This is a genomic window from Cupriavidus respiraculi, assembly GCF_914271545.1.
GTDB lineage: Bacteria > Pseudomonadota > Gammaproteobacteria > Burkholderiales > Burkholderiaceae > Cupriavidus > Cupriavidus respiraculi.
This window is the reverse complement of sequence record NZ_CAJZAH010000003.1, coordinates 278,151-304,519: the sequence shown is the minus strand read 5'-3', so window position 1 is coordinate 304,519 and position 26,369 is coordinate 278,151. Positions and strand designations below refer to the sequence as shown.

At 68.1% G+C, this 26,369-nt stretch carries 26 protein-coding genes and 1 pseudogene; 13 read left to right on the top strand and 14 right to left on the bottom strand.

Going from position 1 to position 26,369, the window contains the following annotated elements; all coding sequences use genetic code 11:
- Window positions 1–7: 7 nt before the first annotated feature.
- The gene (locus tag LDO27_RS16500) at window positions 8–1,180 is read right to left on the bottom strand and encodes a CaiB/BaiF CoA transferase family protein (protein ID WP_224042808.1); all 1,173 of its coding nucleotides are present in this window, start codon (window positions 1,178–1,180) and stop codon (window positions 8–10) included.
- Window positions 1,181–1,349: 169 nt separating this feature from the next.
- On the opposite strand from LDO27_RS16500, the gene LDO27_RS16495 reads away from it, so the two are divergent.
- Both LDO27_RS16495 and LDO27_RS16490 read left to right on the top strand, forming a co-directional pair.
- Window positions 1,350–2,321 (top strand): LysR substrate-binding domain-containing protein, encoded by a 972-nt coding sequence (locus LDO27_RS16495; protein WP_224042807.1) that lies wholly within the window; start codon window positions 1,350–1,352, stop codon window positions 2,319–2,321.
- A gap of 131 nt (window positions 2,322–2,452) precedes the next feature.
- Window positions 2,453–3,430, top strand: coding sequence for a tripartite tricarboxylate transporter substrate binding protein (locus tag LDO27_RS16490; RefSeq protein ID WP_222208124.1), 978 nt, complete (start codon window positions 2,453–2,455; stop codon window positions 3,428–3,430).
- 19 nt (window positions 3,431–3,449) lie between these two features.
- Here LDO27_RS16490 and lgt read toward each other — a convergent pair whose 3' ends face one another.
- Together lgt and LDO27_RS16480 are read right to left on the bottom strand one after the other, a co-directional pair.
- Window positions 3,450–4,253, bottom strand: a complete 804-nt coding sequence (gene lgt / locus LDO27_RS16485) for a prolipoprotein diacylglyceryl transferase (protein ID WP_224042804.1) — start codon at window positions 4,251–4,253, stop codon at window positions 3,450–3,452.
- 91 nt (window positions 4,254–4,344) lie between these two features.
- Window positions 4,345–5,337 (bottom strand): LysR family transcriptional regulator, encoded by a 993-nt coding sequence (locus tag LDO27_RS16480; RefSeq protein WP_224042803.1) that lies wholly within the window; start codon window positions 5,335–5,337, stop codon window positions 4,345–4,347.
- A 162-nt stretch (window positions 5,338–5,499) separates the two neighbouring features.
- On the opposite strand from LDO27_RS16480, the gene ilvD reads away from it, so the two are divergent.
- A complete protein-coding gene (gene ilvD, locus LDO27_RS16475; protein ID WP_224042801.1) occupies window positions 5,500–7,173 on the top strand; it encodes a dihydroxy-acid dehydratase in 1,674 nt (557 codons plus the stop codon).
- Window positions 7,174–7,267: 94 nt separating this feature from the next.
- Here ilvD and LDO27_RS16470 read toward each other — a convergent pair whose 3' ends face one another.
- From LDO27_RS16470 to LDO27_RS16460, 3 genes are read right to left on the bottom strand one after another with little or no spacing between them, the layout of a single operon-like run.
- Window positions 7,268–7,747 (bottom strand): hypothetical protein, encoded by a 480-nt coding sequence (locus LDO27_RS16470; protein WP_224042800.1) that lies wholly within the window; start codon window positions 7,745–7,747, stop codon window positions 7,268–7,270.
- A complete protein-coding gene (locus tag LDO27_RS16465) occupies window positions 7,744–8,184 on the bottom strand; it encodes a DNA polymerase III subunit chi (RefSeq protein ID WP_222208134.1) in 441 nt (146 codons plus the stop codon). Before LDO27_RS16465 ends, LDO27_RS16470 begins: the two co-directional genes overlap by 4 nt.
- 13 nt (window positions 8,185–8,197) lie before the next feature.
- On the bottom strand, window positions 8,198–9,742 hold the full coding sequence (locus tag LDO27_RS16460) for a leucyl aminopeptidase (RefSeq protein ID WP_224042798.1): 1,545 nt from the start codon (window positions 9,740–9,742) through the stop codon (window positions 8,198–8,200).
- Window positions 9,743–9,935: 193 nt separating this feature from the next.
- Between LDO27_RS16460 and lptF the strand changes: the two genes are divergently transcribed.
- Genes lptF through LDO27_RS16445 form a run of 3 tightly spaced genes read left to right on the top strand, consistent with a single transcriptional unit; the run spans window position 9,936 to window position 12,635 of the window.
- Window positions 9,936–11,060: an LPS export ABC transporter permease LptF gene (gene lptF, locus LDO27_RS16455; RefSeq protein ID WP_224042796.1), complete on the top strand. Its 1,125-nt coding sequence runs from the start codon at window positions 9,936–9,938 to the stop codon at window positions 11,058–11,060.
- Window positions 11,057–12,211: an LPS export ABC transporter permease LptG gene (lptG, locus tag LDO27_RS16450; protein ID WP_224042795.1), complete on the top strand. Its 1,155-nt coding sequence runs from the start codon at window positions 11,057–11,059 to the stop codon at window positions 12,209–12,211. The genes lptF and lptG overlap by 4 nt, the downstream gene beginning before the upstream one ends.
- Before the next feature lie 13 nt (window positions 12,212–12,224).
- Window positions 12,225–12,635, top strand: a complete 411-nt coding sequence (locus LDO27_RS16445) for a sirohydrochlorin chelatase (RefSeq protein WP_224042793.1) — start codon at window positions 12,225–12,227, stop codon at window positions 12,633–12,635.
- Between the two features lie 4 nt (window positions 12,636–12,639).
- Here LDO27_RS16445 and tam read toward each other — a convergent pair whose 3' ends face one another.
- Window positions 12,640–13,410, bottom strand: coding sequence for a trans-aconitate 2-methyltransferase (tam, locus tag LDO27_RS16440; RefSeq protein ID WP_224042791.1), 771 nt, complete (start codon window positions 13,408–13,410; stop codon window positions 12,640–12,642).
- A gap of 156 nt (window positions 13,411–13,566) precedes the next feature.
- On the opposite strand from tam, the gene LDO27_RS16435 reads away from it, so the two are divergent.
- Window positions 13,567–13,857 carry a nucleotidyltransferase family protein gene (locus LDO27_RS16435; protein WP_224042790.1) on the top strand — a complete coding sequence of 97 codons (291 nt, stop codon included), beginning with the start codon at window positions 13,567–13,569 and terminating at the stop codon, window positions 13,855–13,857.
- Window positions 13,854–14,224: pseudogene (locus LDO27_RS16430) on the top strand (HepT-like ribonuclease domain-containing protein). The gene LDO27_RS16435 and the pseudogene LDO27_RS16430 overlap by 4 nt, the downstream one beginning before the upstream one ends.
- Window positions 14,225–14,241: 17 nt before the next feature.
- Here the strand turns inward: LDO27_RS16430 and cobA are convergent.
- From cobA to LDO27_RS16395, 7 genes are read right to left on the bottom strand one after another with little or no spacing between them, the layout of a single operon-like run.
- On the bottom strand, window positions 14,242–15,012 hold the full coding sequence (gene cobA / locus LDO27_RS16425) for a uroporphyrinogen-III C-methyltransferase (RefSeq protein ID WP_224042788.1): 771 nt from the start codon (window positions 15,010–15,012) through the stop codon (window positions 14,242–14,244).
- Window positions 15,013–15,058: 46 nt separating this feature from the next.
- Window positions 15,059–16,363: a sulfate adenylyltransferase subunit 1 gene (locus LDO27_RS16420; RefSeq protein WP_222208150.1), complete on the bottom strand. Its 1,305-nt coding sequence runs from the start codon at window positions 16,361–16,363 to the stop codon at window positions 15,059–15,061.
- A 58-nt stretch (window positions 16,364–16,421) separates the two neighbouring features.
- Window positions 16,422–17,429, bottom strand: a complete 1,008-nt coding sequence (cysD, locus tag LDO27_RS16415) for a sulfate adenylyltransferase subunit CysD (RefSeq protein ID WP_224042786.1) — start codon at window positions 17,427–17,429, stop codon at window positions 16,422–16,424.
- A gap of 8 nt (window positions 17,430–17,437) precedes the next feature.
- Window positions 17,438–18,238: a phosphoadenylyl-sulfate reductase gene (locus tag LDO27_RS16410; RefSeq protein ID WP_224042785.1), complete on the bottom strand. Its 801-nt coding sequence runs from the start codon at window positions 18,236–18,238 to the stop codon at window positions 17,438–17,440.
- Window positions 18,235–18,843, bottom strand: coding sequence for a DUF934 domain-containing protein (locus LDO27_RS16405; RefSeq protein ID WP_224042784.1), 609 nt, complete (start codon window positions 18,841–18,843; stop codon window positions 18,235–18,237). The genes LDO27_RS16410 and LDO27_RS16405 overlap by 4 nt, the downstream gene beginning before the upstream one ends.
- A gap of 39 nt (window positions 18,844–18,882) precedes the next feature.
- Window positions 18,883–20,574 carry a nitrite/sulfite reductase gene (locus LDO27_RS16400; protein WP_222208155.1) on the bottom strand — a complete coding sequence of 564 codons (1,692 nt, stop codon included), beginning with the start codon at window positions 20,572–20,574 and terminating at the stop codon, window positions 18,883–18,885.
- A gap of 45 nt (window positions 20,575–20,619) precedes the next feature.
- On the bottom strand, window positions 20,620–21,393 hold the full coding sequence (locus LDO27_RS16395) for a sulfite exporter TauE/SafE family protein (RefSeq protein WP_222208157.1): 774 nt from the start codon (window positions 21,391–21,393) through the stop codon (window positions 20,620–20,622).
- A gap of 156 nt (window positions 21,394–21,549) precedes the next feature.
- On the opposite strand from LDO27_RS16395, the gene LDO27_RS16390 reads away from it, so the two are divergent.
- The 5 genes from LDO27_RS16390 to LDO27_RS16370 all read left to right on the top strand — a co-directional run bounded on the left by LDO27_RS16390 (window position 21,550) and on the right by LDO27_RS16370 (window position 26,352).
- On the top strand, window positions 21,550–22,491 hold the full coding sequence (locus LDO27_RS16390; RefSeq protein ID WP_222208159.1) for a CysB family HTH-type transcriptional regulator: 942 nt from the start codon (window positions 21,550–21,552) through the stop codon (window positions 22,489–22,491).
- 102 nt (window positions 22,492–22,593) lie between these two features.
- On the top strand, window positions 22,594–23,745 hold the full coding sequence (locus LDO27_RS16385; RefSeq protein ID WP_224042782.1) for a methyltransferase: 1,152 nt from the start codon (window positions 22,594–22,596) through the stop codon (window positions 23,743–23,745).
- Window positions 23,746–23,858: 113 nt separating this feature from the next.
- Complete coding sequence (locus tag LDO27_RS16380; protein WP_224042777.1) at window positions 23,859–25,058, top strand: ABC transporter substrate-binding protein; 1,200 nt, start codon at window positions 23,859–23,861, stop codon at window positions 25,056–25,058.
- Between the two features lie 37 nt (window positions 25,059–25,095).
- Complete coding sequence (locus tag LDO27_RS16375) at window positions 25,096–25,959, top strand: NAD(P)-dependent oxidoreductase (protein ID WP_224042775.1); 864 nt, start codon at window positions 25,096–25,098, stop codon at window positions 25,957–25,959.
- Between the two features lie 33 nt (window positions 25,960–25,992).
- The gene (locus tag LDO27_RS16370; RefSeq protein WP_222208168.1) at window positions 25,993–26,352 is read left to right on the top strand and encodes an HNH endonuclease; all 360 of its coding nucleotides are present in this window, start codon (window positions 25,993–25,995) and stop codon (window positions 26,350–26,352) included.
- Window positions 26,353–26,369: the final 17 nt, after the last annotated feature.

Sequence of the window (26,369 nt, the reverse complement as noted above, 5' to 3'; positions counted from 1 at the left end):
TCGGATCTCAGATCGCGCCGGCGTCGCGCAGCGCCCGCACCTGGCCGGATGTACAGCCCAGCTCCGCCAGAATGGCCTCCGTGTGCTCGCCGACCGCGGGCACCGGATCCATGCGCGCGTCCTTCATCCCCGGCGGCAGCAGCGCCGGAATGGTGCCGGCGGGCGTGCCGACGTGGCGCCAGCGCGAGCGCGCCGCGAGCTGCGGGTGGGCCCACACGTCCGCCATGGTATTGACGCGGGCATTGGCGATGCGGGCCGCATCCAGCCGCGCGATGACGTCTTCCGCGCTGAAGCGGGCAAACGCCTCGACGATGCGCGCACGCAGGCTGTCGCGGTTGGTGTTGCGCAGGCTGTTGCTGGCGTAGTCCGGATGGGTGGCCAGCGCCGGGTCTTCGAGCACGGTCTGGCAGAACACATTCCACTCGCGCTCGTTCTGCAAGCCCAGCATCACGGTCTTGCCGTCGCCGGTGGGGAACGGGCCGTAGGGGTAGATCGTGGCGTGGGCCGCGCCGGCGCGCGGCGGCGGCTCGGCGCCCTGGTAGGCGTAGTACATCGGGAAACTCATCCACTCGACCATCGATTCGAGCATCGAGATGTCGATCTGCTTGCCCCGGCCCGTCTGGCCGCGCTCGATCAGCGCGGCGAGGATATTGCTGTAGGCGTACATGCCGGCGGCGATATCGGCGACCGAGGCGCCCGCCTTGGCGCCCTCCTCCGCCGTGCCCGTCACCGACACGAAGCCCGACTCGCTCTGCACCAGCAGGTCATAGGCCTTCTTGTCGCGATAGGGGCCGTCGTCGCCGTAGCCGGAGATATCGCAGACGATCAGGCGCGGATAGCGCTCCGACAGGCTGGCGTAGTCCAGCCCCAGCCGAGCCGCGGCCCCCGGCGCGAGGTTCTGCACCAGGACGTCGGCGCGCGCGAGCAGCGCTTCCATCACCGGCTTCGCGCCGGGCTCCTTGACGTCCAGCGTGAGGCTTTCCTTCGAGCGGTTGGTCCAGACGAAGTGCGACGACAGGCCGTTCACGCGGCTGTCGTAGGCACGGGCGAAGTCGCCCACGCCCGGGCGCTCGATCTTGATCACCCGCGCGCCCAGATCGGCGAGCTGGCGGGTACAGAACGGCGCGGCGATGGCCTGTTCGAGGGAGACGACGGTGATGCCTTGCAATGGAAGGGACATGGCGAAGGATTGGCGAAGGATGGCGACACGGTCAATCTACTCGCCCGCCACGGCGATGTGAAATAGGCGATGGGTAGCCGCCCATAAGTAGAATGCATACCTTAGCGGATCACGCGCTCGCTGCCTCCCGCGACCGCGCCGATCCGACCGCTCCTGCAAGGACACCGATATGGACCTGCGCGCCATGCGCTACTTCGTCGCGATCGTCGATCATGGCAGCCTGACACGGGCCGCCGAAGTGGTCTGCGTCGCCCAACCCGCGCTAAGCCAGCAGCTGGCGGCGCTGGAAGCGGAACTTGGCGTGCCGCTGGTGCATCGCGGCGCCAAGGGGGTCAAGCCCACGGAGGCCGGCAAGACGCTGTACCGCCATGCCCGCACCATCCTCAAGCAGGTGGAAATCGCCGGCGCCGACGTGCGCGTGGCCGGCGCCGATGTCTCCGGCGCGGTGGCGATCGGCCTGCCGACCACGGCCGCCGCCGCCTTCGGCATGGCGCTGATCCGCGCGGTGCGTGAGCGCTATCCGCGCGTGCGGCTGCAACTGTTCGAAAGCATGAGCGGCTATATCTCCGAGCTGCTGAACAACAACCGGCTCGACTTCGCCATTCTCTTTCGCGACACGCCGTCGCGCGCGGTGGAGCCCGAGCCGCTGGCCAGCGAATCGCTGTACCTGATCGGCAACCCGCCGGGCGCGGCAACCGGCGCCTCCCGCCGGCGCGCGGCGAAGTCCGAAGGCGAGCCGACCATTGCGCTGAAGGCCCTCGACGGCGTACCGCTGGTGCTGCCCAGCGGCTCGCAGGGGCTGCGGGAGGTGGTGGAGCGCAGCTTCGCCAAGGCGGGCATTACGCTCGATGTGGTGGCCGATCTCGATTCGCTGCCCTTCCTGCTGGCGTCGGTGCGCGAGGGGCTGGCCTGCACCGTGCTCCCGGCCTCGTCGGTGGCGGAACCGGACACGGCCATGCCGCGCCGGCTGATCGTTCCCGAGCTGCGCCGCACGCTGTCCCTGTGCTGGCCGCGCGCGCTGCCACGCACCGCGGCCGCCGAGGCGGTGGCCGACATCCTGCGCGAGATCGTCGCCGCCCGCATCGCCGAGGGCGGTTCGCTCAAGGCGCCGCCCCCGCTGCGTCCCGCGGCGCTGGAATAAGTGCCGCTTATGCCCATAGTCGGCGATTGAATTTCCGCCGGCTCGGGTGCTTGTGTAGAGTCCAGCCATCCAGGGGACCGCTCCGGGCGACGAGCGTCGCGGCGGCCGACACTGGCTCATCAGGAGACACCATGCAACGCACCCGTCATGCCCTGGCCGGCATCGCCTCGGCCCTGGCACTGCTGTCCGCGGCCGGCGCCGCCCACGCGGACACCTGGCCGTCCAAACCCATCCAGATGATCGTGCCGCAGGCGCCCGGCGGCACCAACGATATCGTCGCACGCCTGGTGGCCGCGGACCTGTCGCAGCGCCTCGGCCAGCAGGTGGTGGTGGAGAACCGCCCGGGAGCGGGCGGCAATATCGGCACACAGGCCGCCGCGCGGGCAAAGCCCGACGGCTATACGCTGCTGATGACGATCAGCAGTTCGCAGGCCATCAATCCCTCGCTGTACCGCTCGGTGCCGTTCGATCCGGTCAAGGACTTCGAGCCCATCGCGCCGGTGGCGAGCGTGCCCAACGTGCTGGTGGTCAACCCCGCGTTCCAGGCCAAGACCCTGCCCGAACTGATCGGCATGGCCAAGGCCAAGCCCGGCGAATACCGCTACGCGTCGGCCGGCAACGGCACGCTGAACCACCTGCTCGGCGAGATGCTGAACAGCATGGCGGGCATCCAGCTCGAACACGTACCGTACAAGGGGGTGGCGCCCGCGCTCAACGATGTGCTGGGCAACCAGGTGCCCATGGCCTTTGCCAGCCTGCCGTCGGTGCTGGCCCATATCAAGGCCGGCAAGGTGCGCGCACTGGGCGTCAGTTCCGCGAAGCGTTCGCCCTTCGCGCCGGACATTCCGGCCATCGGGGAGACGGTGCCGGGCTACAGCGGCGACCTGTGGGTCGCGCTGTTCGCGGTCAAGGGCACGCCGAAGGAAGTCACCGAGAAACTGTCGCAGACCATGCAGTCCGCGCTGGCCGACAAGGGGCTGCGCGACAAGCTGGCCGCTCAGGGCGCGGAGGTCATGAGCGGGTCGCCGCAGCAATTGGCGGCCCTGCTCAAGGCCGACATCGACAAGTGGGCGAAGATCGTCAAGAGCTCCGGCGCGCAGGTGGACTAAGGATCGGCGTGCGCCGCGCTTACGCCGCGACGCGCGGCTCGCGCCGGTACGCCCACCACATCATGCCGATCCCCGCGGCGATCATCGGCAGGCTCAGCCACTGGCCCATCGAGAAGTTCATCGCCAGCAGGCCGAGGAAGTTGTCCGGCTCGCGCGCGAACTCGGCCAGGAAGCGGAACGTGCCATAGCCGACCAGGAACAGGCCCGACACCGCGCCCATCGGGCGCGGCTTGCGTGCGAACAGCCACAGCAGGATGAACAGCAGCACGCCTTCGCCCGCGAACTGGTAGAGCTGCGAGGGATGGCGCGGAATATTGTCGGCGGCCTGCGGAAAGATCATGCCCCACGGCACGTCGGTGGGCCGGCCCCACAGCTCGCCGTTGATGAAGTTTCCGAGGCGCCCGGCGGCCAGGCCGCATGGAATCATCGGCGCGATGAAGTCGGTGACCTCCATCCAGTGCCGGCGGCGCAGCCGCGCGAACAGCCACATCGCGATGACCACGCCGAGAAAGCCACCGTGGAACGCCATGCCGCCTTCCCACAGCTTGAAGATCTCCATCGGGTGCGAGAGGTAGTACGCCGGCTTGTAGAACAGCACGTAGCCGAGCCGCCCGCCGAGGATCACGCCCAGCACGCCGAAGAACAGCAGATCGTCCAGGTCCTTCGCCGACCAGCCCTGCGCGACCATCTGCGGCTGGCGGATACGCAGCCGGCCGAAGCCCAGGAACATCAGGAAGCCGGCCAGGTACATCAGGCCGTACCAGCGGATGGCCAGCGGGCCCAGGTGGATGGCGACCGGGTCGAAGTTCGGATGAATCAGCATAGTTGTGCCAGGGTCAGCGATGCAATGAGGGTTGGGAAGGGACGCGACGCGATTCGTCGTGCATGGAAGCGGCCAGTGGTTCGGCCGGGGCTCAGCCTGTGGCGTCGCGTCGCCGCCTGCCCGGCGTGGGCACGGCACCGCGCTCGGCCGCCAGCGTCGATGCGATGCCGATGAACGAGCGCAGCACCGGGCCGGGACCATCCGCGCCGCCTTCGCGCCATGCGAGCCCCGTTTCGATATCGGGCGCGGCATCGCGCAGCGGCAGGTACGACACGCCGGTACGGCGCAGGTTGCACAGCGACGCGGGCACCAGCGCCACGCCCATGCCGGCCGAGACCAGGCTGACGATGGTCTGCATCTGGATGGCCTCCTGGCCGATGGTCGGCACCAGGCCGTCGCGCGCATAGTAGCCCGTAATGATGTCATAAAACGCCGGCGCGCTTCGACGCGGGAAGATGATCAGCGGCGCCTCGGCGACGTCCCGCAGCGATACGGGCCCGGCCTGCGCGTCGCTCGCGCGGGCCTTGCCGCGCGGCGCAGTGGTCCCCGGCGGCCGCCATCCCTCGGGCACCGCGAGCACCAGCGGCTCGCGCACCAGCGGCAGGTAGGACAGCCCAGGCGGCATCGTGGGCAGCTGTGGCCGGATCACGAGTCCGGCGTCGATGGTGCCCTCGATCAACGCCTCGAACTGGACGTCGCTGGTCGCCTCGCGCAGTTGCAGTTCGACATCGGGATGGTCGGCGCGAAAGCGCCGCAGCAGGTCCGGCAGGATGCCGTAATCGGCGGTGCTGACGAAGGCCAGCGACAGCGTGCCGGCATCGCCGCGGGCAAAACGCTGCGCAAGTTCCGGCAAGGCGGCCGCATCCGCCAGCACGCGGCGCACCTCGGGCAGCCATTGCCGACCCGCCGGGGTCAACGCGACCGAACGGCGCGTGCGGGCGAACAGCCGCACGCCGATTTCCTCCTCCAGCGCCTGGATCTGCTGCGACAGCGGCGGCTGCGTCATCGCCAGGCGCTGCGCCGCGCGGCCGAAATGCAGTTCCTCCGCGACGGTGACGAAATAGCGTAGCTGGCGCAGGTCCATTGGAGTGGGTGTTATTCGTGAAACATCTCAATAAGCCACGAATAATATATTTGACACACCAAAACGCAAGGGGCATTCTGGCGGCCACAAATATCGTGGCGCGCGACCGCACCGGCATTCCCCGGCGCCGGCCCGCGGCCCACCGTCCCCCCGGAGATTCCCATGGCATTCAACAAACGTTCCCAGCACATCACGCAAGGCGTGGCGCGCTCGCCCAACCGCTCGATGTACTACGCGCTGGGCTACAAGAAGGAAGACTTCGACAAGCCCATGGTGGGCATCGCCAACGGGCACTCCACCATCACGCCCTGCAACGCCGGCCTGCAGCGCCTGGCCGACGCCGCCGTCGACGCGATCAAGTCGTCCGGCGCCAATCCGCAGATCTTCGGCACGCCGACGATCTCGGACGGCATGTCGATGGGCACCGAGGGCATGAAGTATTCCCTGATCTCGCGCGAAGTCATCGCCGACTGCATCGAGACCGCCGCGCAGGGGCAGTGGATGGACGGCGTGGTGGTGATCGGCGGCTGCGACAAGAACATGCCGGGTGGCATGATCGCGCTGGCCCGCACCAACGTGCCGGGCATCTACGTCTATGGCGGCACCATCAAGCCGGGCAACTGGAAGGGCAAGGACCTGACCATCGTCTCGTCGTTCGAGGCCGTGGGCGAATTCACCGCGGGCCGCATGAGCGCGGAGGACTTCGAGGGCGTGGAGAAGAACGCCTGCCCGTCGACCGGTTCCTGCGGCGGCATGTACACGGCCAACACGATGAGCTCGTCGTTCGAGGCGCTCGGCATGTCGCTGCTGTACTCGTCGACCATGGCCAACCCCGACCAGGAGAAGGTCGACAGCGCGGCGGAATCGGCGCGCGTGCTGGTCGAAGCCATCAAGAACGACATCAAGCCGCGCGACATCATCACGCGCAAGTCCATCGAGAACGCCGTGTCGCTGATCATGGCCACCGGCGGCTCGACCAACGCGGTGCTGCACTTCCTGGCCATCGCGCACGCGGCCGAAGTGGAATGGACGATCGACGACTTCGAGCGCATCCGCCGCAAGGTGCCGGTGATCTGCAACCTCAAGCCGTCGGGCCAGTACGTGGCCACCGACCTGCACCGCGCCGGCGGCATTCCGCAAGTGCTCAAGATCCTGCTGAACGCGGGCCTGCTGCATGGCGATTGCCTGACCATCACCGGCCGCACGCTGGCCGAGGAACTCGAAGGCGTGCCCGACCAGCCGCGCGCCGACCAGGACGTGATCATGCCGATCGAGAAGGCGCTCTACAAGGAAGGCCATCTGGCCATCCTGAAGGGCAACCTGGCCGAGGAAGGCGCGGTCGCCAAGATTACCGGCCTGAAGAATCCGGTCATCACCGGACCGGCCCGCGTGTTCGAGGACGAGGAAAGCGCGATGAACGCGATCCTGGCCGACAAGATCAACGCCGGCGACGTGCTGGTGCTGCGCTATCTGGGACCGAAGGGCGGCCCCGGCATGCCGGAAATGCTGGCGCCGACGTCCGCCATCATCGGCAAGGGGCTCGGCGAGTCGGTCGGCTTCATCACCGATGGCCGCTTCTCGGGCGGCACCTGGGGCATGGTCGTGGGACACGTCGCGCCCGAAGCGGCTGTGGGCGGCACCATCGCGCTGGTGCAGGAAGGCGACTCGATCACCATCGATGCGCACAAGCTGGTGCTGCAGCTGAACGTCAGCGACGAGGAACTGGCCAAGCGCCGCGCGGCATGGAAGGCGCCGGCACCGCGCTATACGCGTGGGGTGCTGGCGAAGTTCTCGAAGCTGGCGTCGACGGCGAGCAAGGGGGCGGTGACGGATTGAGGTTCGGTTCGCGCGGTCTGCGCTGACATGACAAGGCCCGCAACCGCGGGCCTTTTTTCTGGTCAGGCGAAATGTCTGGCACCGCGGGCCACGATCAGCTTTGGCCCGGGTCCCGCTCTATCTCTTCCAGCGTCGCATCCAGCCACTCCACCAGCCGCGCCTCCAGCGCCCGGCTCAGTTCATTGGCGATCTGCGTGGCCAGGGGCGCGAGCCGCTCCTGCAGCGCCGCTTCGGTCTGCGCCTGCACCAGCGGCGGCCATTCGGTGCGAAAGCGCATCATCACGCGGGCCAGCAGTTCGGAGCGGACGGCGCGCAGATCTTCCTCGGTCGCAGCTGCCAGCGGATCAGCCTGCCCGGCAGGCTCGCCTTGCGCCTGCAACTGCCCGGCGTCGTCCTCCGGCACGGCAGCTGTCCGCTCGTCGGCGTAGGCCGGCAGCGGCCCGGACCCGTCGTGCGCCGGCGCCGGCTGGGCGTCGGCCGGCCCGCCCGGCAATTCGAACACCTCGGTCAGCACCGGAATGCTGTCGTTGGCATCGGGACGTGGAATCACCCGCGACGTGGTGCGTTCGGTCATGCCGCGCCTCCCTGCCCCGCGGGCTGCGCGATATCGTGATGCGCCAGCGGATAGCCGCGCTCGCGGTACATCTTGTAGCGCTCGCGCCCTGCCGCACGGTCGTCCGGGTCGGCGCCCACCACCTCGATCATCCGCTCGAAGCTGGCGAACTGCACGGGCGGCTGCCGGCGCAGATTGATCAGCAGCGCGTGGTGGGGCACCTCGTCCAGCGTTTCCGCCAGCACGATCGGCGTGACGGCCGCATTGGCGCTGCCGGCGGCGCAGTGCGGCAGGAAGTCCAGCGGCGAGAACGTCCATAGCCGCGCATCGAGCTCGGCAAGCTGCGCCGCCTCGCCGTGCACCACCATCTTCTGCCCCGCGCCGTAGGCCTTGCGCACCAGGCGGCAGACATAGGCCAGCTTGTCGGGGACATTGCTATGGAAGTCGATGCGCGTCATGGCAGCCTCCGCCTCAGGCGGCGCGATCCATCAGGAACTGGGTCAGGAGCGGCACCGGACGGCCGGTGGCGCCCTTGGCCGCGCCGCTCTTCCACGCCGTGCCCGCGATATCCAGGTGGGCCCAGTCGTAGCTGGCGGTGTAGCGCGCCAGGAAGCAGGCCGCGGTCACGCTGCCGGCCGGACGGCCGCCGATATTGGCCATATCGGCGAAGTTCGACTTCAGCTGGTCCTGGTATTCGTCGTCCAGCGGCAGGCGCCAGGCGGTGTCCATCGCCTTGCGGCCCGCGGCCAGCAGCTGGTCGGCCAGCGCGTCGCTGCGGGCGTAGAGGCCGCTGTTCACATGGCCGAGCGCGATGATGCAGGCGCCCGTCAGCGTGGCCACGTCGATCACCGCAGCCGGCTTGAAGCGCTCGACATAGGTCAGCGCATCGCACAGGATCAGGCGCCCTTCCGCGTCGGTGTTCAGGATCTCGATGGTCTGGCCCGACATGCTGGTCACCACGTCGCCCGGCTTGGTGGCCGTGCCGCTGGGCATGTTCTCGCAGGTGGGGACCACGGCAATGACGTTCTGCTTCAGGCCCATCTCGGCCACGGCCTGCAGCGTGCCAAGTACCGAGGCAGCGCCGCACATGTCGTATTTCATCTCGTCCATGCCCTCGCCCGGCTTGAGCGAGATGCCGCCGGTATCGAAGGTGATGCCCTTGCCGACCAGCACCACCGGGGCCTGCTTGGCGCCGGCGCCGTCATAGCGCAGCACGATGAACTGCGGCGGCTCGACCGCGCCCTTGGTCACGGCGAGGAACGCGCCCATCTTCAGCGCCTCGATCTGCTTGCGGCCCAGCACCTCGATCTTGAGCTTGTGGCGCTTGGCGATATCGCGCGCGGTATCGGCAAGGTAAGTCGGCGTGCAGATATTGGAAGGCAGGTTGCCCAGGTCCTTGGCCAGCTCCATGCCGTTGGCGATGGCCACGCCGCGCACCACCGCCTGCGCGGCGGCCTTGGCCTCGGCCGTATCCACGGCCAGTACGACCTTGCGCAGGCCCAGCGGCTTGTCGTTGCCCTTGCCGTTGCCGTTGCCGTTGCGCTTGAGCTCCGGATGGCGCTCGAGCAGGCGGTAGCCGGCCTCGCGGATCAGCGTGATGGTGGTGACCAGGCGGGCGGCGTCGCCGGCGGCCGCGCCGGGCTGCGAGGCCGGGGCCAGGCACCACAGCACGCTCGCGGCGCGGGTCACGGCCAGGCCGCGCAGGGCGGTACGCACGCTCTCGGCGAACGCCTTGTCGCCGAACTCCGCTTCCTTGCCCAGGCCGACCAGCAACACGCGGGCGGCGCCCACGCCGGCGACCTCGTGCAGCATCAGGTGGGTGCCGCGCTTGCCTTCGAAGTCGCCGAGCTTGATCAGCCTCGCCACCAAGCCCTTGGTCGCGGCGTCCAGCGCCTTGGCGACACCGGCCAGACTCTGGCCCTCGAACAGTCCCACCACCAGGCAGTCCGTCTTGGTCGCCAGGAAACCATTTTGGCCGGCTTTGCTCAAATCAAGGGCTTTTGTGCTAAATTCCATCGCGCTTCCTTCGGGGCTTGTTCACAACGAAAGCCCCCATTATCCGCGATTTTGATTCGCGAACTTTTGGCTTCACTTCGGCAGCGCCCGGCCGCCGCTGGTCCGCGATGCTGACGCTCGCCAGCCACCGTCAGCAGTCACTCACCGGCGCCCGCCCCGCCCTCGCCGGCAGACAGCCCGGATACGACATCGCATGATCTTTCAACAAGCCTTGCGTCGCGAGCTCGCCTACACCGCCGGCGCGGTGTTCCTGGTCATGCTGACTTTCATGCTGACCTCGCTCGTGATCCGCATTCTGGGCATGGCGGCCACCGGCCGCGCCAGCCCCAACGACGTCCTGATGCTGATCGGCCTCGCCGCGCTCGGGTATCTGTCGATCCTTCTGTGCGCGACGCTGTTCATCTCCACGCTGATCGTCCTGACCCGCTGGTACAAGGACTCGGAAATGGTGGTGTGGTTTTCCGCCGGCCTGTCGCTGCGCGACTTCGTGCGGCCGGTGCTGCAGTTCGCCGCGCCGTTCATCGTGCTGGCCCTGCTGCTGGGCGCCTTCGCCTGGCCCTGGGCCAACCAGCAGAGCGCGCTGTTCCGCGACCGCTTCCAGCAGCGCGGCGTGCTGTCGATGATCGCCGCGGGGCGCTTCATCGAGCCGTCCAACGGCAACTACGTGCTGTTCATCGAAAGCATCGACGGCGACATGCGCCATGCGCGCAACGTGTTCGTCGCCAATGCCGAGGCCGGCAAGATCGGCGTGGCGCTGGCCCATCAGGGCCAGTTCGAGACCATGCCCAACGGCGACCGCCTGGTGGTAATGGAGGACGGCCGCCGCTACGCGGGCACGCCGGGCCGGCTGGACTACCGCATCGTCGAGTTCGACCGCTATGCGGTGAAGGTCGACAGCAAGCCGCCCGAAACCGAGGCCAACCTGCCGGTCAAGAGCCGCGACACCATCGACCTGCTGCGCAACCCCACCAATGAAAATCTCGGCGAGCTGATCTGGCGCCTGTCGCTGCCGATCCTCGCCTTCAACTTCGTGCTGATCGCCATCCCGCTCGCCTATGTCAACCCGCGGCTGGGCCGCTACACGCCGCTGGTGTTCGCGGTGCTGATCTACCTGACCTACAGCAACCTGATCAACCTGTCGCAGGCGTGGGTCCGCTCCGGCTCCCTGCCCTTCTGGCTGGCCTGGTGGCCGTTCCACCTGATCGCCTTCCTCAGCGCGGTGATGCTGTTCCGCTACCGCCAGAAGTTCGGGCTCGGCGGATGGCGCGCGGTGTTCGGCCTGCGCCGGCGCCGCACCGCCGCGGAGGCCCGGGCATGAGGATCCTGCGCGTCTACGAGCGTTACTTCGCGCGGCTGATCTACGGGGTTTTCGTCTTCATCCTGTTCGCGGTGCTGGCGCTGTTCGTGTTCTTCGACATGCTCAACGAGCTGGAGAACGTCTCGGGCGGCTACACGTCGTTCGTCGCCTTCCTGCACGTCATGCTGCAGGCGCCGACCCGCATCTACGAGGTGCTGCCGATCGCGGTGCTCATCAGTGCCATCTACGTGTTCTCGCAGCTGGCCAGCCAGTCGGAATTCACCATCTTCCGGGTGGCGGGCCTGAACACGCGGCAGGCGCTGTTCTCGCTGTTCAAGCTGGCGCTGCCGCTGGCCATCGCCACCTTCCTGTTCGGCGAGTTCATCGGCCCGCGCACCGAGCAGTATGCGCAGAAGGTCAAGCTGGAGTCGCTCGGGGCCACGGTGTCGGCCGGTTTCAAGTCCGGCGTCTGGGTCAAGGACCGCGACCGCGATCCGCAGCGCGGCACCGAGGTGACCCGCTTCGTCAACGTGGCGGGCCTGCTGCCGGACCAGACCATCAACGGCCTGACCGTCTACGAGTTCGACCACGAATACCGCCTGAGCGTGATCCGCGTCGCCGAGCAGGGCCGGTACCGCGGGAACCAGGAATGGCAACTGGACAAGGTCACCGAGACCCGCTTCGTGGAATTGCCCAAGACGGCCGGCGAGCAGCGCGACGGCCTGGCGCCGGCCTTCCGCGCCGAGCGCAAGAGCTTCCCCGGCATGACGATGCACTCGGAACTGACGCCGCAGATCCTCTCCGTGCTGCTGGTCACGCCGGAGCGCATGTCGACGCTGGACCTGTTCCGCTATATCCGCCACCTGCGCGACAACAAGCAGGACACGCAGCGCTACGAGATCGCGTTCTGGAAGAAGGTCGTCTATCCGCTTACCTTGTTCGTGATGGTCGCGCTGGCGCTGCCGTTCGCGTATCTGCACGCCCGCGCTGGCGCGGTCGGCGTCAAGGTATTCGGCGGCATCATGCTGGGGCTGTCCTTCCACCTGTCCAACACGCTGTTCTCGCACGTGGGCCTGCTGCATACGTGGCCGCCGATCGTGTCGGCGCTGCTGCCCGGGACGATCTACCTGCTGTTCGGCCTGATCGCGCTGCGATGGGTCGACCGGCACTGACGGACCCGCACCGATGAACGCATCTCCGGCAGGGCCCCAACCCAGCTCCGCGTCGCAGGCATTGGTGCTGTTCGCCCACGGCGCGCGCGATGCCCGCTGGCGCGAGCCGTTCGACCGCCTGCACGACAAGCTGGTCGCCGCCATGCCGCAATGCGAAGTGCGGCTGGCCTTCCTGGAACTGATGTCGCCGGCGCTGCCCGAGACGATCGGCGCGCTGGCGGACGAAGGTGTCGCCGATATCACCGTGGTGCCGGTCTTCTTCGGCCAGGGCGGCCACCTGCGGCGCGATCTGCCGGCGTTGCTCGATGCCTGCCGCGCCCAATATCCGGCCACGCGGATTCGCAGCGTGGCGGCCGTGGGCGAGGCCGACAGCGTGCTCGACGCCATCGCCGCCTACTGCGCCGCCTCGCTGTCCCCGGCCTGAGCGACTATCGCGTCGCGACGATGAACAGCCGCGGGAACGGCAGCAGCACCGAGCCGTCCGGCTGCGCGGGATAGGCCCGCGCCACCGCCTCGGTGTACCGCGCCAGGTAGTCGGCCTGCTCGGCCGCGTCCAGGGGCGCCAGGAACGGACGCAGCCCACTGCCCTTGAACCACTCGACCACTGCGGCGGCGCCCCCGGCCAGCACGTGGTGGTAGGTCGTGCGCCAGACATCGACCCGGCTGCAGTGCGGCCTCAGCATGCCGTAGTACCAGGCGGCGTCGGCGCGCGCCGCGCGAGCCTTGGCGGCATCCGCCAGCTTCGCGGCCCATGGCCCGCCGGCGGCGGTCTCGCGCATCAGGCGGTGGGCCGGCTCATCGAGGTTGTCCGGCATCTGCACGGCGAGATGGCCGCCGGGCGACAGCTTGCCGACCAGCCGCGGAAACAGTGCCGCGTGGTCCGGCACCCATTGCAGCACGGCGTTGGCGAAAATCAGGTCGTAGGGACCGGGGTCGGCCCAGCCTTCGATGTCGGCGGTATCGAAGCGAAGATGCGGCAGGCGCTTGCGGGCCGCCTCGACCATGTCGGTGGAGCTGTCCAGCCCATGCACCGTGGCGTCGGGATAGCGGGCCGCCACGACCTCGGTCGAATTGCCGGGGCCGCAGCCCAGGTCGACAGCCGCTCTGACGGGGGTGTCCGGCACCGCGGCGAGCAGATCGCGGGAGGGACGGGTCCGCTCGGCTTCGAAGGCCACGTATTGGGTCGCTGACCAAGTCATCGCTTGTCTCCGGTCGTCCGCACGGCACAGCTCGCGTACTGCGATCGGCTTGCGGGAATGCAGCATTATCCGCTGCTACAACCTTTAACGGAACCGCCTTGTAGGCCATGGCCGGGCTCTGTCAAACTATGGCGAATTCCATCCCCGGGAGATGCCGTGAAGCCCTCGACCGCCCTCGATAGTCAGCGCTCCGCCGTGCGAGATGCGGCGAGCCGCTTCCGGACAGCCAATCCTCGCGTCTTCGGTTCGGTGGTACACGGGACCGATCGGGACGGCAGCGACCTGGACTTGCTAGTGGACGCGCTGCCTGGCGCAACCCTGTTCGATCTTGGCGCGCTGCAGGACGAACTCGAGCAACTGTTGGGCGTACCGGTCGATGTGCTGACCCCTGCGGAGTTGCCGGCAAGATTCCGGGACCATGTCCTGGCCGAGGCGCAGCCGGTATGAGGGCGAATCGGCTCGTCGACTATCTCGACCATATGACCGAAGCTGCCACCGACGCATGCACGTTCGTCGAAGGCCTCGACCGGCAATCTTTTGCTGCGGACAAGCGAACACAGCAGGCGGTGATCATGAGCATGGTGATTCTTGGCGAGGCCGCCACGAAGATCATGGACCACTACCCCGACTTCGCACAGCGGCACGCGGAAGTGCCATGGCGAGCTATGCGGGCATGCGCGACCGCATTGCCCACGGATACTTCGAGATCGATCTCGATGTGGTCTGGGACACCGTGCGGTCGGCACTGCCGGGGCTGCTGACGGTTCTTCCCGGCCTGAAATCGGACGCAGGCAACGCTGCGCCGAAGGCATAGAGCCGCCACTTTGCCCGCTACGCCGCCCTTACCGCTTCCTGCAGCCCGCACATGGCGCTTGCGAAAGGGATTTGCTCCGTCGCCCGCGACGCCAGCGCCTCGCCAATCATCAGGAGGCTCGGCTGCTCCGCGTCGATCCAGGCCGCCGCTTCGCCGGCCGCCATCTGCCGCAACGTGAACTGCCTGCTGCGCTGGTGGGCGGTGGAGGCCGCCTCGACGACCCAGGCGGGCGTGTTGGGCGACTTGCCGTGGGCGATCAGCTGCGCGGCGATGGCAGCGGCCTGGTCGCGGCCCATGTAGTAGACCAGCGTGTCGGCCTTGACGTCGGCCTCCACGTCGACAGTCTCCGGCGCCTTGGACTGCGTGGCGAAGGCCACGCTGCGCGATACGCCGCGCTTGGTCAGCGGCTTGGCGATGGCGGATGCGGCCGCCAGCGCGGCGGTGATGCCGGGCACGATCTCGTAGTCGATGCCGGCCTCCTCCAGCGCCTGCAACTCCTCGTCCGCACGGCCGAACAGCATCGGATCGCCGCCCTTCAGCCGCACCACGCGTTCGTGCTTGGTCGCCAGATCGACGATCTGGCGGTTGATGAAAAGCTGGGCGGTCGAGCGCTTGCCGCACCGCTTGCCCACTTCCACCAGCTGCGCCTGTGGGCACCATGCCAGCATCTCGGGCGACACCAGCGCATCGTGCAGCACGACCTGGGCTTCGCCCAACAATCGTGCACCGCGCACCGTAATGAGGTCCGCGGCACCGGGACCCGCCCCGATCAGGTAGACCTTGCCCATCGTGAACTCCTTGCCTTGTCGTGGATGCCTGTTGTGGCTCGTCGGCTCAGGAATACGCACGGATCATGCCGGCGGCGACCGTATGGTTGGTCGCCTCGTCGATCAGCACGAACGCACCCGTGGCCGGGTTGTCGCCGTAGACATCGCACACCAGCGGCTTCTGCAACGAGATCTGCACCGAACCGATGTCGTTCAGGCGGATGTCATGGCGGCCGGTTTCCTGCGACAGCGTATGCACGTCCAGCACGCGATCGACCGCCGACACGCGGGCGAACACGGTCGCCGTGGTGTGCTTGAGCACGTATTTGCGCGCGGTGTTGAGCGCGGTGTCGTCGAACCAGCACAGGTCCGCCTGCAGCTTCTTCGCGCCATTGGCCTCGGCATCGGCGGCGACGAACATGTCACCGCGCGACACATCCACATCCTCGGTCAGCGTAATGGTGACGGTCTCGCCCACGTTCGCTGACTCGGCAGCGCCGTTGGGCGTGAGCACCTCGGCGACCACGGCCTCGCGGTTGGCCGGCAGCACGCGCAGCTTCTGGCCCACGCGCACGGTGCCCGCCTCGACGCGGCCGGCATAGCCGCGGAAGTCGTCGGCCTGGGAGCCGTCCTGCCGGATCACCAGCTGCACGGGGAAGCGCAGCGCGGTCTCGCCCTCGGGCGCGGTTTCCTCGACCGGCAGGTCCTCCAGCAGCTGCAGCAGCGGCTCGCCCTGGTACCACGGCATCGCTTCGCTGGCATGCACGATGTTGTCGCCGCGCAGCGCGGAAACCGGTACGTAGCGCACGTCCTTCAGGCCCAGCTGGCCGGCAAGCTCGTCATAGGCGGCGCGGATCTCGTTGAAGCGCTGCTCGCTGAAGTCGACCAGGTCCATCTTGTTGATCGCGACGATCACGTGCTGCAGCTCGAGCAGCTTCAGGATGGCCGAATGGCGCTTGGTCTGGGCCAGCAGCTCGGCGCGGCCGTCCTTGACCGTCACGCGCGTGGCATCGACCAGCACGATGGCCGCATGCGCGGTCGAGGCGCCGGTCACCATGTTGCGGGTGTACTGCTCGTGGCCGGGGGTATCGGCGATGATGAACTTGCGCCGCGCCGTCGAGAAATAGCGGTAGGCCACGTCGATCGTGATGCCCTGCTCGCGCTCTGCCTCCAGGCCGTCGGTCAGCAGCGAGAAGTCGATCTGCTCGCCGGCGGTGCGCTTGTGCTTGGCGTTGGCCAGCGCGGTCAGCTGGTCCGACAGCACGGACTTGCTGTCGAACAGCAGCCGGCCGATCAGCGTGCTCTTGCCGTCGTCGACGGAGCCTGCGGTGATGAAGCGCAGCAGGCCCTGGTGGGTGGCTTGATTCGTCATGGTGCAATCCTTACGGTCGCGCCGCGCCCACGGGGCCGCCGCGCGACATCAAACGGGTTCAGAAGTAGCCTTCCTTCTTGCGGCGCTCCATCGAGGCCTCGCTGGTCTGGTCGTCCATCCGCGTGGCGCCGCGCTCGGTGATCTCGGTCACCGCGGTCTCCGCGATGATCTCCACCGGCGTCGCGGCCGTGCTGGCCACGGGGCAGGTGCAACTGATATCGCCCACGGTACGGAAGCGGACCGACAGCACTTCGCTGACGTCGCCGTCCTGCTTCGGCGTGATCGGCGTCACCGGCACCAGCAGGCCGTTCTTGCGCACGACCTCGCGCTGGTGCGCGTAGTAGATCGGGGGCAGCGCGAGGTTCTCGCGGGCGATGTACTGCCACACGTCGAGCTCCGTCCAGTTCGAGATCGGGAACACGCGCATCTGCTCGCCGGGCGCCATGCGCGCGTTGTACAGGCTCCACAGCTCGGGGCGCTGCGCCTTGGGGTCCCACTGGCCGAACTCGTCGCGAAACGAGAAGATGCGTTCCTTGGCGCGGGCCTTTTCCTCGTCGCGGCGCGCGCCGCCCATCAGCGCGTCGAACTTGTGCGCCTCGATGGTCTCGAGCAGCGTGACGGCCTGCGCCGCGTTGCGCGAATCGGTTTCCTTGCGCAGGCGCACCGTGCCGCGCTTGATCGATTCCTCGACATGGCCCACCACCAGCCGCGCGCCGATCTCTCCCACGCGCTGGTCGCGGAATGCGATCACCTCGGGATAGTTGTGTCCCGTGTCGATATGCACCAGCGGGAACGGCAGCTCGATCTTGCGCGCGCGGCCGCCGTGGTCCAGGCGGAACGCCTTCAGCGCCAGGTGCAGCATGACGATGGAGTCCTTGCCGCCCGAGAACAGCAGCGCGGGATTGCGGCATTCGGCCACGACCTCGCGGATGATGTAGATCGACTCGGCCTCGAGCCGGTCCAGGTGATCGTTCTGGACCTCGGTCAGATGGCGGATGTCGCCGGACGCTTCGCCCGCGGTATCGGCGGCGCTCGCGCCGGCCTGGAGTTCGTTCATGATGCCCATGTCTGGCCTCAATGCTTGATGTTCTGTTCGTGCAGACCGCACTCTTTGGAATCCTTGCTTTCCCACCACCAGCGTCCGGCGCGCAGATCCTCGCCGACGCGCACGGCGCGCGTACACGGCTCGCAGCCGATGCTCGGATAGCCCTTGCCATACAGCGCGTTGACGGGCACGTCATGGCGCTTCAGATACGCCCACACCTCGGCCTCGGTCCAGTCCGCGATCGGGTTGAACTTGGGAATGCCGCGCGCCTCGTCGAGCTCCTCGAACGGCAGCTCGGTGCGGGTGACCGCCTGCTCGCGGCGCTGGCCGGTCAGCCACGCATCGGCGTGCGACAGCGCGCGGTTCAGCGGCTCGACCTTGCGGATGCCGCAGCAGGTCTTGCGCAGATCCACGCTGTCGTACACGGCGTTCAGGCCATGGTTGCGCACATAGTTCTCGACCGCCTCGGGGTCCGGCGTGAACTGCTCGATGTCGTAGCCGTAGTGCGCCTTGACGCCGTCCAGCACAGCCAGCGTTTCCGGGTGCAGGCGGCCGGTCTGCAGCGTGAATACGCGGATGCCGGTCCGCACGCTTTCCGCGCTGCGCAGGATCGCGTCGGTGATGACCATGTCTTCGGCTGCCAGGCTCGAGGCGAAGCGCGCGCGGAAGAAGCGCCCGGCGATATCGGCCAGGCGGGCCTGCAGCTCGCGCTCCTTGGCTTCGAGGGCGGCTACGCTGCCGGTGTACTCCGGCGCCGTCCACAGCGCCGGACGCAGCGACGACGCGGCCGGGGCCACCTCGATAATGCCGATCTCGCTCACGCTGCTCATGCCGATTCCCTGGCGTGCGTGCCGGCCGGTGCCGCGGCATCGGCGGCGCGGGCGCGGCGGAACAGCGGCAGCGGCTCGTCGACCGAGGCCTGGTACGTCACGGTGAACTCGGTGAAGCCCTTGATGGCGTCCTCGATGTTCTTGTCCGCGCGCACCGCGAAGGCATCGAACCCGCAACGCTTCATGAAATTGAGCTGGTCGCGCAGCACGTCGCCGACGGCACGCAGCTGGCCGCTCCACCCGTAGCGGGTGCGCAGCAGATAGGCCGTGGAGAAGCCGCGGCCGTCGCGGAACACCGGGAAATCGACCGCCAGCACGGACACCCGCGGGAACTCGGCCTTGACGTCGCCGGGCTCGTCTTCCGGTGCGAGCCAGATGCCGGTGATGGCGGGCGAACGATCGGCCAGCAGGCCGTCCTTGTGCGCCTGCCAGACGGTGAACGGAAACAGCACCGGGTCCTGGCCGGCGGCCGCCGCGGCGATCTGCTCGTCGGTCGGGGCCTGCCCTTCGGCGCCACGCAGCACGGTCCACGCGTCGTCGACGATGACGGGCGTCGGCTGTGCATCCGCTTGTGCGGCGCGTTGCAGTTGAATGATCTTTGCCATGTGCGTTCTCTGTGCGTTCTCTGTGCGCTCGGGCCGGGCTCAGGCCTCGGCGCGTTCGCGCTGCTTGTCGGCGCGCTTGTCGGCGTAGACGCGTTCCTTGAACGGCGCCATGCCGATGCGGGCAAACGTGTCGATGAAGCGCTCGTCGTCGTGGCGGTTTTCCACAAACGTGTCGACGATGCGGCTGACCACCTCGGGCATTTCCTCGGCCTTGAACGAGGGGCCGATCACCTTGCCCAGCGCGGTCTGGTTGCCCTGCGCGCCGCCCAGCGTGACCTGGTACCACTCCTCGCCGTCCTTATCGACGCCCAGCACGCCGATGTTGCCGACGTGGTGGTGGCCGCAGGCGTTGATGCAGCCCGAGATGTTGAGCGACATCTCGCCCAGGTCGTGGACGAAGTCGAGGTCCTCGAAGCGCTGCTGGATCGCCTGCGCGATGGGGATCGACTTGGCGTTCGCCAGCGAGCAGAAATCGCCGCCGGGGCAGGCGATGATGTCGGTCAGCAGGCCGATGTTGGCCGTCGCCAGGCCCGCCTCCTTCGCGATCTGCCACAGTTCGTACAGATCGCGCTTGCGCACGTCCGGCAGTACCAGATTCTGCTCGTGCGCCACGCGCAGCTCGCCATAGCCGAAGCGGTCGGCCAGGTCCGCGACCAGGTCCATCTGCTCGGCGGTGGCGTCTCCCGGCGGCGCGGCGATGCCGGGCTTGGTCGACAGCGTGACCGCGGCGTAGCCGGCCACCTTGTGGGCATGCACGCTGCGGCGCACCCAGCGCGCGAACGCCTTGTCCTCGAGCAGGTGGCGCTCGAAACCGGCGTCGGTGTCGGGCAGCTTGTCATAGGCCGGCGGGGCGAAGTACTGTGCCACGCGGTCGAACTCTTCCTGCGTCAGCGTGCCGGGACCGTCCTTGCTGTACTGCCATTCCTCCTCGACTTCCTGCGCGAACTTCTCCACGCCGATGGCCTTCACCAGGATCTTGATGCGCGCCTTGTACTTGTTGTCGCGGCGGCCGTAGCGGTTGTAGACGCGGATGGCGGACTCGACGTAGGTCAGCAGGTGCTGCCACGGCAGGTCGTCCTTGATGATCGAGCCGAGGATGGGCGTGCGGCCCAGGCCACCGCCGGCCAGGATGCGCAGGCGGAGCTCGCCCGCGTCATTGCGGTAGGCGTAGATGCCGATATCGTGCATCTGCACCACGGCGCGGTCGTCCGCCGAGGCCGAGATGGCAATCTTGAACTTGCGCGGCAGGAAGGCGAATTCCGGCTGGAAGGTGCTCCACTGGCGCAGCAGTTCGGCCAGCGGCCGCGGGTCGACCGCCTCGTCCGGCGCCACGCCGGCGAAGTGGTCGGTTGTGATGTTGCGCACGCAGTTGCCCGAAGTCTGGATGCCGTGCATCTCGACCGAGGCCAGGTCGGCCAGCGCATCCGGCACGCGCTCCAGCTCCATCCAGTTGTACTGGATGTTCTGGCGCGTCGAGAAGTGGCCGTAGTTGCGGTCGTAGGTGCGCGCGATATGCGCGAGCATGCGCATCTGCTTCGATGCCAGCAGCCCATAGGGAATCGCCACGCGCAGCATGTAGGCGTGGCGTTGCATGTACAGGCCGTTCTGCAGCCGCAGCGGCACGAACTCCTCTTCGGTCAGCTCGTCCGCCAGGCGGCGGCGCACCTGATCGCGGAACTGGGCAACGCGCTCGAGGACGATGCGCTGGTCGTATTGATCGTACTGATACATGGTGTGGGTCCGTTCAGTATGCGTATTCGGTTAAGCGTGGAAGGCTCAGGAAACCAGCTTGATGGCAACCAGCGTCAGCGTGGTCGCCAGCGCGCCGCGCACCAGCCGCTCGGGCAGCGCCCGCGACAGCTGGGCGCCGAGCCAGATGCCGGGGATCGAGCCCACCAGCAGCGCCAGCAACAGGTTCCAGTCCACCGTGCCCAGCCAGACGTGGCCGAGGCCGGCCAGCGCCGTCAGCGGCACGGCGTAGGCGATATCGGTGCCGGCCACCTCGGCCGGCTTCAGTTTCGGATAGAGCAGCAGGATCAGCGTGGCGCCGACCGCGCCGGCGCCGATCGACGACACCGTCACCAGCACGCCGATCACCGCGCCGACCACCACGGTGGCGATGGCCTGCGGGCGGCCTTCCAGCTGGAAGCGCGGATTGCGCGACAGCCAGGCCAGCAGCTGGCGGCGAAAGAGCAGCGACAATACGGTCAGGATCACCGAGATGCCGATCGACATCCGGATGGCGTGCAGCCAGCGGGCGTCGAGTTCGCCGGCGCTCTTGAGCACGAGGATGGCGACGACGGCGGCGGGCAGGCTGCCGATGCACAGGCGCCGCACGATATGCCAGTGGATGTGGCCGTGGGCCCGGTGTGCGATGGTGCCAAACCCCTTGGTGATGGCGGCGAACGCCAAGTCTGTGCCGACCGCGGTGGCAGGCGAGAAGCCGAACAGCAGGGTCAGCAGCGGCGTCATCAGCGAGCCGCCACCCACGCCGGTCAATCCGACGAGGACGCCTACCAGCAGACCGGAAACGGTAAAGGCAAGGGACATTGGGGGCCGCCGCGCCGGTGCCCCACCGCGCGCCCCACGCTATGGCCTGCGGGCGCAAAGGGTCCAGCCGTTCATTAACAAAGTTCGCAAATCGTAATAAACTGGCCTCATATCTCAAACTAATAAGAAGTTGTTTGTTTATACGGACGTAGTTATATGAACCTCCATCAGTTCCGCTTCGTGCGCGAGGCCGTCCGGCAGAATTACAACCTGACCGAAGCCGCTAAAGCGCTCTATACATCACAACCCGGCGTCTCCAAGGCGATCATCGAGCTGGAAGAGGAACTGGGCGTCGATATCTTCACGCGCCATGGCAAGCGGATCCGCAGTCTTACGGAGCCGGGCCGCCGCATCCTCACGTCGGTGGAGAAGATCCTGCAGGAGGTGGAAAGCCTCAAGCGCGTGGGCAAGGACTATGCGGCGCAGGACCAGGGCAATTTCACCATCGCCACCACGCATACCCAGGCGCGCTACGCACTGCCGCGCGTGATCGGCGAATTCACCAAGCGCTACCCGAAGGTGCGACTGTCGATCCAGCAGGGCAATCCGGCGCAGATCGCCGACATGGTGCTGCACGACCAGGCCGATATCGCGATCGCCACCGAGGGGATCTCCAGCGACAAGAATTTGGTGTCGCTGCCCGGCTACCAGTGGCAGCACACCATCGTCACGCCGCCGGACCACCCGCTGCTGGACAAGAAGCACGTGTCGCTGGAAGACCTGATGGAATACCCCATCGTCACCTACGACGCCAACTTCGCGGGGCGCACCAAGATCGACAAGGCGTTCGAGCTGCGCCACCTGCAACCCGACATCGTGCTCGAAGCCATCGACGCCGACGTGATCAAGACTTACGTCGAGATCGGGCTGGGCATCGGCATCGTCGCCGGCGTGGCCTACGACGCCGAGCGCGACCGCGGCCTGCGGGGCATCCCGGCCGGCCACCTGTTCGGCACGAATGTGACGCATCTGGCCGTCAAGCAAGGGGCCTACCTGCGCAGCTTCGTCTACACCTTCATCGAGTTGTTCTCGCCCACGCTCAACCGCAAGCTGGTCGAGCAGGCGCTGTCCGGCGACTACGAAGCCTACGAACTCTGAGGACTTGGCGGCATCGCGCCGCCGGCCTCCCTATATGTATACAAACACCGCCATGACACCGACGCCGAATCGCCTGTCGAGCACACCGCAGCGAGGATGCGCATGAACGAATACCCGACCCTGAACTGGACCGAGGACGGCGAGGCCCGCAGCGCCCGCTGGCGCTCGGAATCGGGCATGCCGCCGCCGAAGCGCGTGGTCGTCGCCGACGACACCATCAGCGCCGACAGCGCCTACCGCCTGGCCTGCGAGGGCACCGCCCTGCTGTGGCGCGGCGACTTCCAGAACGCCCGCCAACTGCTGCAGGCGCTGGCGCGGCGCGTCGACCGCAAGCCGCGGCGCGCGCCCAAGCCGCCCGCCTCGCCCACCGAAGCCTTTCACCTGCACCGGCTGGCGCAGTCGCAGCGCGCCCGCACGTTGGGCATGCTGCTGCTGCCATTCGAGGCGGACCACACCGTGCCGCTGCGGCGCGCGCCCGACGTCCGCGAGGCCTGCACGGAGGCTTATGGCCCAGCGCAGGCGAGCGATGGTCCGTACGTGGCTTCGATGCGCGAACTGCTCGGCCTGATCGGCGCCCACGAATGGCGCCGCAAGGGCGTGCCGGTACCGGCGCTGGGCGATCGCATCCACCCCTGGTATGGGGTGTTCTCGCCGGTAAGGGGCGAGTACGTCGACCTGATCGGTCAGGCACCGCTGCCGGCCGCGCTGTCGGCCAACTCGCTGGCCTTCGACATCGGCACCGGCACGGGCGTGCTGGCCGCGGTGCTGGCCAGGCGCGGCGTGCGGCGCGTGATCGCCACGGAGCAGGATGGGCGCGCGCTGGGCTGCGCGGCCGACAATATCGAACGGCTGGGACTGAGCGGCCAGGTCGAGATCGTGCAGGCCAACCTGTTTCCCGAAGGCCGTGCGCCGCTGGTGGTGTGCAACCCCCCGTGGGTGCCCGCCCGGCCGAACTCGCCGATCGAGCATGCCGTGTACGATCCGGACAGCCGCATGCTCAAGGGCTTCCTGGCCGGCCTGCCTGCGCACCTCGCCCCCGGGGGCGAAGGCTGGCTCGTGTTGTCGGACCTGGCCGAGCACCTCGGCCTGCGCACGCGCGAGGCGCTGACCGGCATGATCGACGCCGCAGGCCTGAAGGTGCTGGGCCGCACCGATATCAAGCCGCGCCATCCGCGCGCCAGCGACGAGAGCGACCCGCTGCATGCGGCGCGCGCCGCCGAGGTGACGTCGCTGTGGCGGCTGGCGCTGCGCTGAACGAGCATGGCGGCGGGCAGGGAAACGCCGAACGAAGCGACGACAGAGGCAACGACGAAGACCGGAACAACGACCACCACGCGACTGAGACATACAACGGAGGAGACAATCCCATGCCCAGCCTGCCTTTCCGCCTTGCGGCACCCGTGAACGCACTCGGTGCCCTGCTCTGTACCGCCGCCTTGGCGGCCACCCTGGCCAGTGCGCCGGTGCGCGCCGATATCCGCGTCGGCATCGACGTGTCCACCACCGGGCCGGCCGCCTCCATCGGCATCCCGTCCAAGAACACGGTGCTGATGTGGCCGCAGACGCTGGGCGGGCAAAAGGCTCACTACATCGTGCTCGACGACGGCTCCGATCCGTCGGCCGCCGTGCGCAACGTGCGCAAGTTCATCACCGAGGAAAAGGTCGACGTGATCGTCGGCCCGAATATCACGCCGACCGCGCTGGCCGCGCTCGATGCGGTGGCCGAGGGCGAGACGCCGATGGTGGCGCTGGCCGCCTCGGCTTCCATCATCGAGCCGCAGACCGATGCCAAGCGGCGCTGGGCGTTCAAGATGCCTCAGAACGATTCGCAGATGGCGACGGTGCTCACGGAATACATGAGCAACAACGGGGTGCGCACGGTGGGCTTCATCAGCTTCAACGACGCCTACGGCGAAAGCTGGTGGCGCGAATTCTCGCGGCTGGCCGAGGTGCGCAAGCTGCAGGTGGTGGCCAACGAACGCTTCTCGCGCAACGACACCTCCGTCACCGGCCAGGTGCTCAAGCTGATGGCGACCAACCCGGACGCCATCCTGATCGCCGGCGCCGGCACGCCGTCGGTGCTGCCGCAGAAGACGCTGGGCGAGCGCGGCTACAAGGGCAAGGTCTTCCAGACCCACGGCATCGCGACGTGGGAATTCCTGCGCATGGGCGGCCGCGATGTCGAAGGCACGCTGTTCCCCACCGGGCCGGTGGTGGTGGCGCGCCAGCTGCCCGACAGCCATCCGGTCAAGAAGGTCGCCGTGGACTTCGTGACCCGTTACGAGGCGAAGTTCGGGCCCAACACCGTCACGCAGTTCGCGGGGGATGCCTGGGGCGCATGGCAGCTGCTGGACGATGCCGCGGGGCGCGCGCTGAAGACGGGCGCGCAACCGGGCACGAAGGAATTCCGCCATGCGATGCGCGCCGCGCTGGAGACCACCACGAACCTGACCGTCCCCAACGGCGTGCTGAACCTGAGCCCCAAGGACCATCAGGGCTTCGACCAGCGCTCGCGCGTGATGGGCGTGATCCGCGGCGGCAAGTTCGCCTACGCGGGCGACAAGTAAGCCCGCTGCCCCAGCAATCCATCAGGAGACGCAACACATGACCACCGTCGCCTTTATCGGCCTGGGTGCCATGGGCAAGCCCATGGTCCGCCATCTGCTCGCCGCCGGCCACACCGTGCGGGCCGCGGTACGCCGCCCGGAGGCCGCCGACGCGGCGCGCGCCCTGGGCGCCGAACCGTTCTTCACGCCCGCGGAGGCCGCGCGCGGCGCCGAGGTGATCTTCACCAACGTGACCGCGTCGGAAGACGTGCGTGCAGTGCTGCTGGGCGAGAACGGCGCCATCGAGGGCGCCGCCCGCGGCAGCGTCTGCGTGGACCACAGCACCATCTCGCCGATCGTCACGCGCGAGATTGCCGCGGCGCTGGCCGCGCGCGGCATCGAGGCGCTGGACTGCCCCGTGTCGGGCGGCAGCGCCGGCGCCGAGGCCGCCACGCTCACCATCATGGTGGGCGGCAAGCCCGAGGTGCTGGCGCGCGTGCAGCCGCTGCTGGCGCTGTTCGGCAAGAACATCACCCATATCGGCGACCACGGGGCGGGCCAAGTCGCCAAGCTGTGCAACCAGATCGCGCAGGTGGTCAACATCCAGGGCATCGCCGAGGCGATCCGCTTCGCCAACGCGCAGCAGGTCGATGCCGCGCGCGTGCTGCAGGCCATGGCCAGCGGCTTCGCGGGCAGCCGGATGCTGGACCTGATGGGTCCGAAGATGGTCACGCGCAATTTCGCCGCCGGCATCGAGGCGCGGCTGCACGACAAGGACTTCGGCCTGGCCGACGACATCGCGCGCGAGCTTGGATTGACGCTGCCGGCGATGCAGGCCACCGCGGCGCAGCTCAACGCGCTGATGGAGCACGGCTGGGGCAAGGACGACACCTCGTCGCTGCTGCGGGTGCTGGAGACCTGAGCGGCCGGCCCTGCCAACGCCCAACGGTGCGACATGGTCGTCAAACGCCATCTGCGCGCGGGCCGGCGTGACCAGGCCGGCCCGCCAGACGACCCGCAGGCGTCCACGGGGCTGTGCCCGCTATGCGGCCGGCCCCTGCCGCCCGGCCCGACCGTGGATCTCCACCATCCGGTCCCGCGCAGCCACGGCGGGCGGGAATCGGTGCCCATGCACCGCGTCTGCCACCAGAAGATCCATTCGGTCTTCACCGAGGCCGAACTCGCCAGCGAATTCCACGACTGGGACCGGCTGCGCGCCCACCCGGCGATCGCCGACTTCATCCGCTGGATCGCCCGCAAGCCTCCCGAGTTCTACGACCGGAACCGCTCGACGCGGGAGAAACGGCAACGCTGAACGGGGCTTGGCCCGCC

Excerpts from the sequence above, each read along its gene's own strand:
- cysD (WP_224042786.1), bottom strand. The coding sequence starts at position 17,429 with ATGGGCATCATGAACGAACTCCAGGCCGGCGCGAGCGCCGCCGATACC.
- LDO27_RS16375 (WP_224042775.1), top strand. The coding sequence starts at position 25,096 with ATGACCACCGTCGCCTTTATCGGCCTGGGTGCCATGGGCAAGCCCATG.
- LDO27_RS16465 (WP_222208134.1), bottom strand. The coding sequence starts at position 8,184 with ATGACGCGCATCGACTTCCATAGCAATGTCCCCGACAAGCTGGCCTAT.
- LDO27_RS16405 (WP_224042784.1), bottom strand. The coding sequence starts at position 18,843 with ATGGCAAAGATCATTCAACTGCAACGCGCCGCACAAGCGGATGCACAG.
- LDO27_RS16490 (WP_222208124.1), top strand. The coding sequence starts at position 2,453 with ATGCAACGCACCCGTCATGCCCTGGCCGGCATCGCCTCGGCCCTGGCA.
- LDO27_RS16385 (WP_224042782.1), top strand. The coding sequence starts at position 22,594 with ATGAACGAATACCCGACCCTGAACTGGACCGAGGACGGCGAGGCCCGC.
- lptG (WP_224042795.1), top strand. The coding sequence starts at position 11,057 with ATGAGGATCCTGCGCGTCTACGAGCGTTACTTCGCGCGGCTGATCTAC.
- cobA (WP_224042788.1), bottom strand. The coding sequence starts at position 15,012 with ATGGGCAAGGTCTACCTGATCGGGGCGGGTCCCGGTGCCGCGGACCTC.
- LDO27_RS16410 (WP_224042785.1), bottom strand. The coding sequence starts at position 18,238 with ATGAGCAGCGTGAGCGAGATCGGCATTATCGAGGTGGCCCCGGCCGCG.
- LDO27_RS16460 (WP_224042798.1), bottom strand. The coding sequence starts at position 9,742 with ATGGAATTTAGCACAAAAGCCCTTGATTTGAGCAAAGCCGGCCAAAAT.
- tam (WP_224042791.1), bottom strand. The coding sequence starts at position 13,410 with ATGACTTGGTCAGCGACCCAATACGTGGCCTTCGAAGCCGAGCGGACC.
- LDO27_RS16495 (WP_224042807.1), top strand. The coding sequence starts at position 1,350 with ATGGACCTGCGCGCCATGCGCTACTTCGTCGCGATCGTCGATCATGGC.
- lptF (WP_224042796.1), top strand. The coding sequence starts at position 9,936 with ATGATCTTTCAACAAGCCTTGCGTCGCGAGCTCGCCTACACCGCCGGC.
- LDO27_RS16500 (WP_224042808.1), bottom strand. The coding sequence starts at position 1,180 with ATGTCCCTTCCATTGCAAGGCATCACCGTCGTCTCCCTCGAACAGGCC.
- LDO27_RS16400 (WP_222208155.1), bottom strand. The coding sequence starts at position 20,574 with ATGTATCAGTACGATCAATACGACCAGCGCATCGTCCTCGAGCGCGTT.
- LDO27_RS16395 (WP_222208157.1), bottom strand. The coding sequence starts at position 21,393 with ATGTCCCTTGCCTTTACCGTTTCCGGTCTGCTGGTAGGCGTCCTCGTC.
- LDO27_RS16380 (WP_224042777.1), top strand. The coding sequence starts at position 23,859 with ATGCCCAGCCTGCCTTTCCGCCTTGCGGCACCCGTGAACGCACTCGGT.
- LDO27_RS16445 (WP_224042793.1), top strand. The coding sequence starts at position 12,225 with ATGAACGCATCTCCGGCAGGGCCCCAACCCAGCTCCGCGTCGCAGGCA.
- ilvD (WP_224042801.1), top strand. The coding sequence starts at position 5,500 with ATGGCATTCAACAAACGTTCCCAGCACATCACGCAAGGCGTGGCGCGC.
- LDO27_RS16420 (WP_222208150.1), bottom strand. The coding sequence starts at position 16,363 with ATGACGAATCAAGCCACCCACCAGGGCCTGCTGCGCTTCATCACCGCA.
- lgt (WP_224042804.1), bottom strand. The coding sequence starts at position 4,253 with ATGCTGATTCATCCGAACTTCGACCCGGTCGCCATCCACCTGGGCCCG.
- LDO27_RS16480 (WP_224042803.1), bottom strand. The coding sequence starts at position 5,337 with ATGGACCTGCGCCAGCTACGCTATTTCGTCACCGTCGCGGAGGAACTG.
- LDO27_RS16370 (WP_222208168.1), top strand. The coding sequence starts at position 25,993 with ATGGTCGTCAAACGCCATCTGCGCGCGGGCCGGCGTGACCAGGCCGGC.
- LDO27_RS16390 (WP_222208159.1), top strand. The coding sequence starts at position 21,550 with ATGAACCTCCATCAGTTCCGCTTCGTGCGCGAGGCCGTCCGGCAGAAT.
- LDO27_RS16470 (WP_224042800.1), bottom strand. The coding sequence starts at position 7,747 with ATGACCGAACGCACCACGTCGCGGGTGATTCCACGTCCCGATGCCAAC.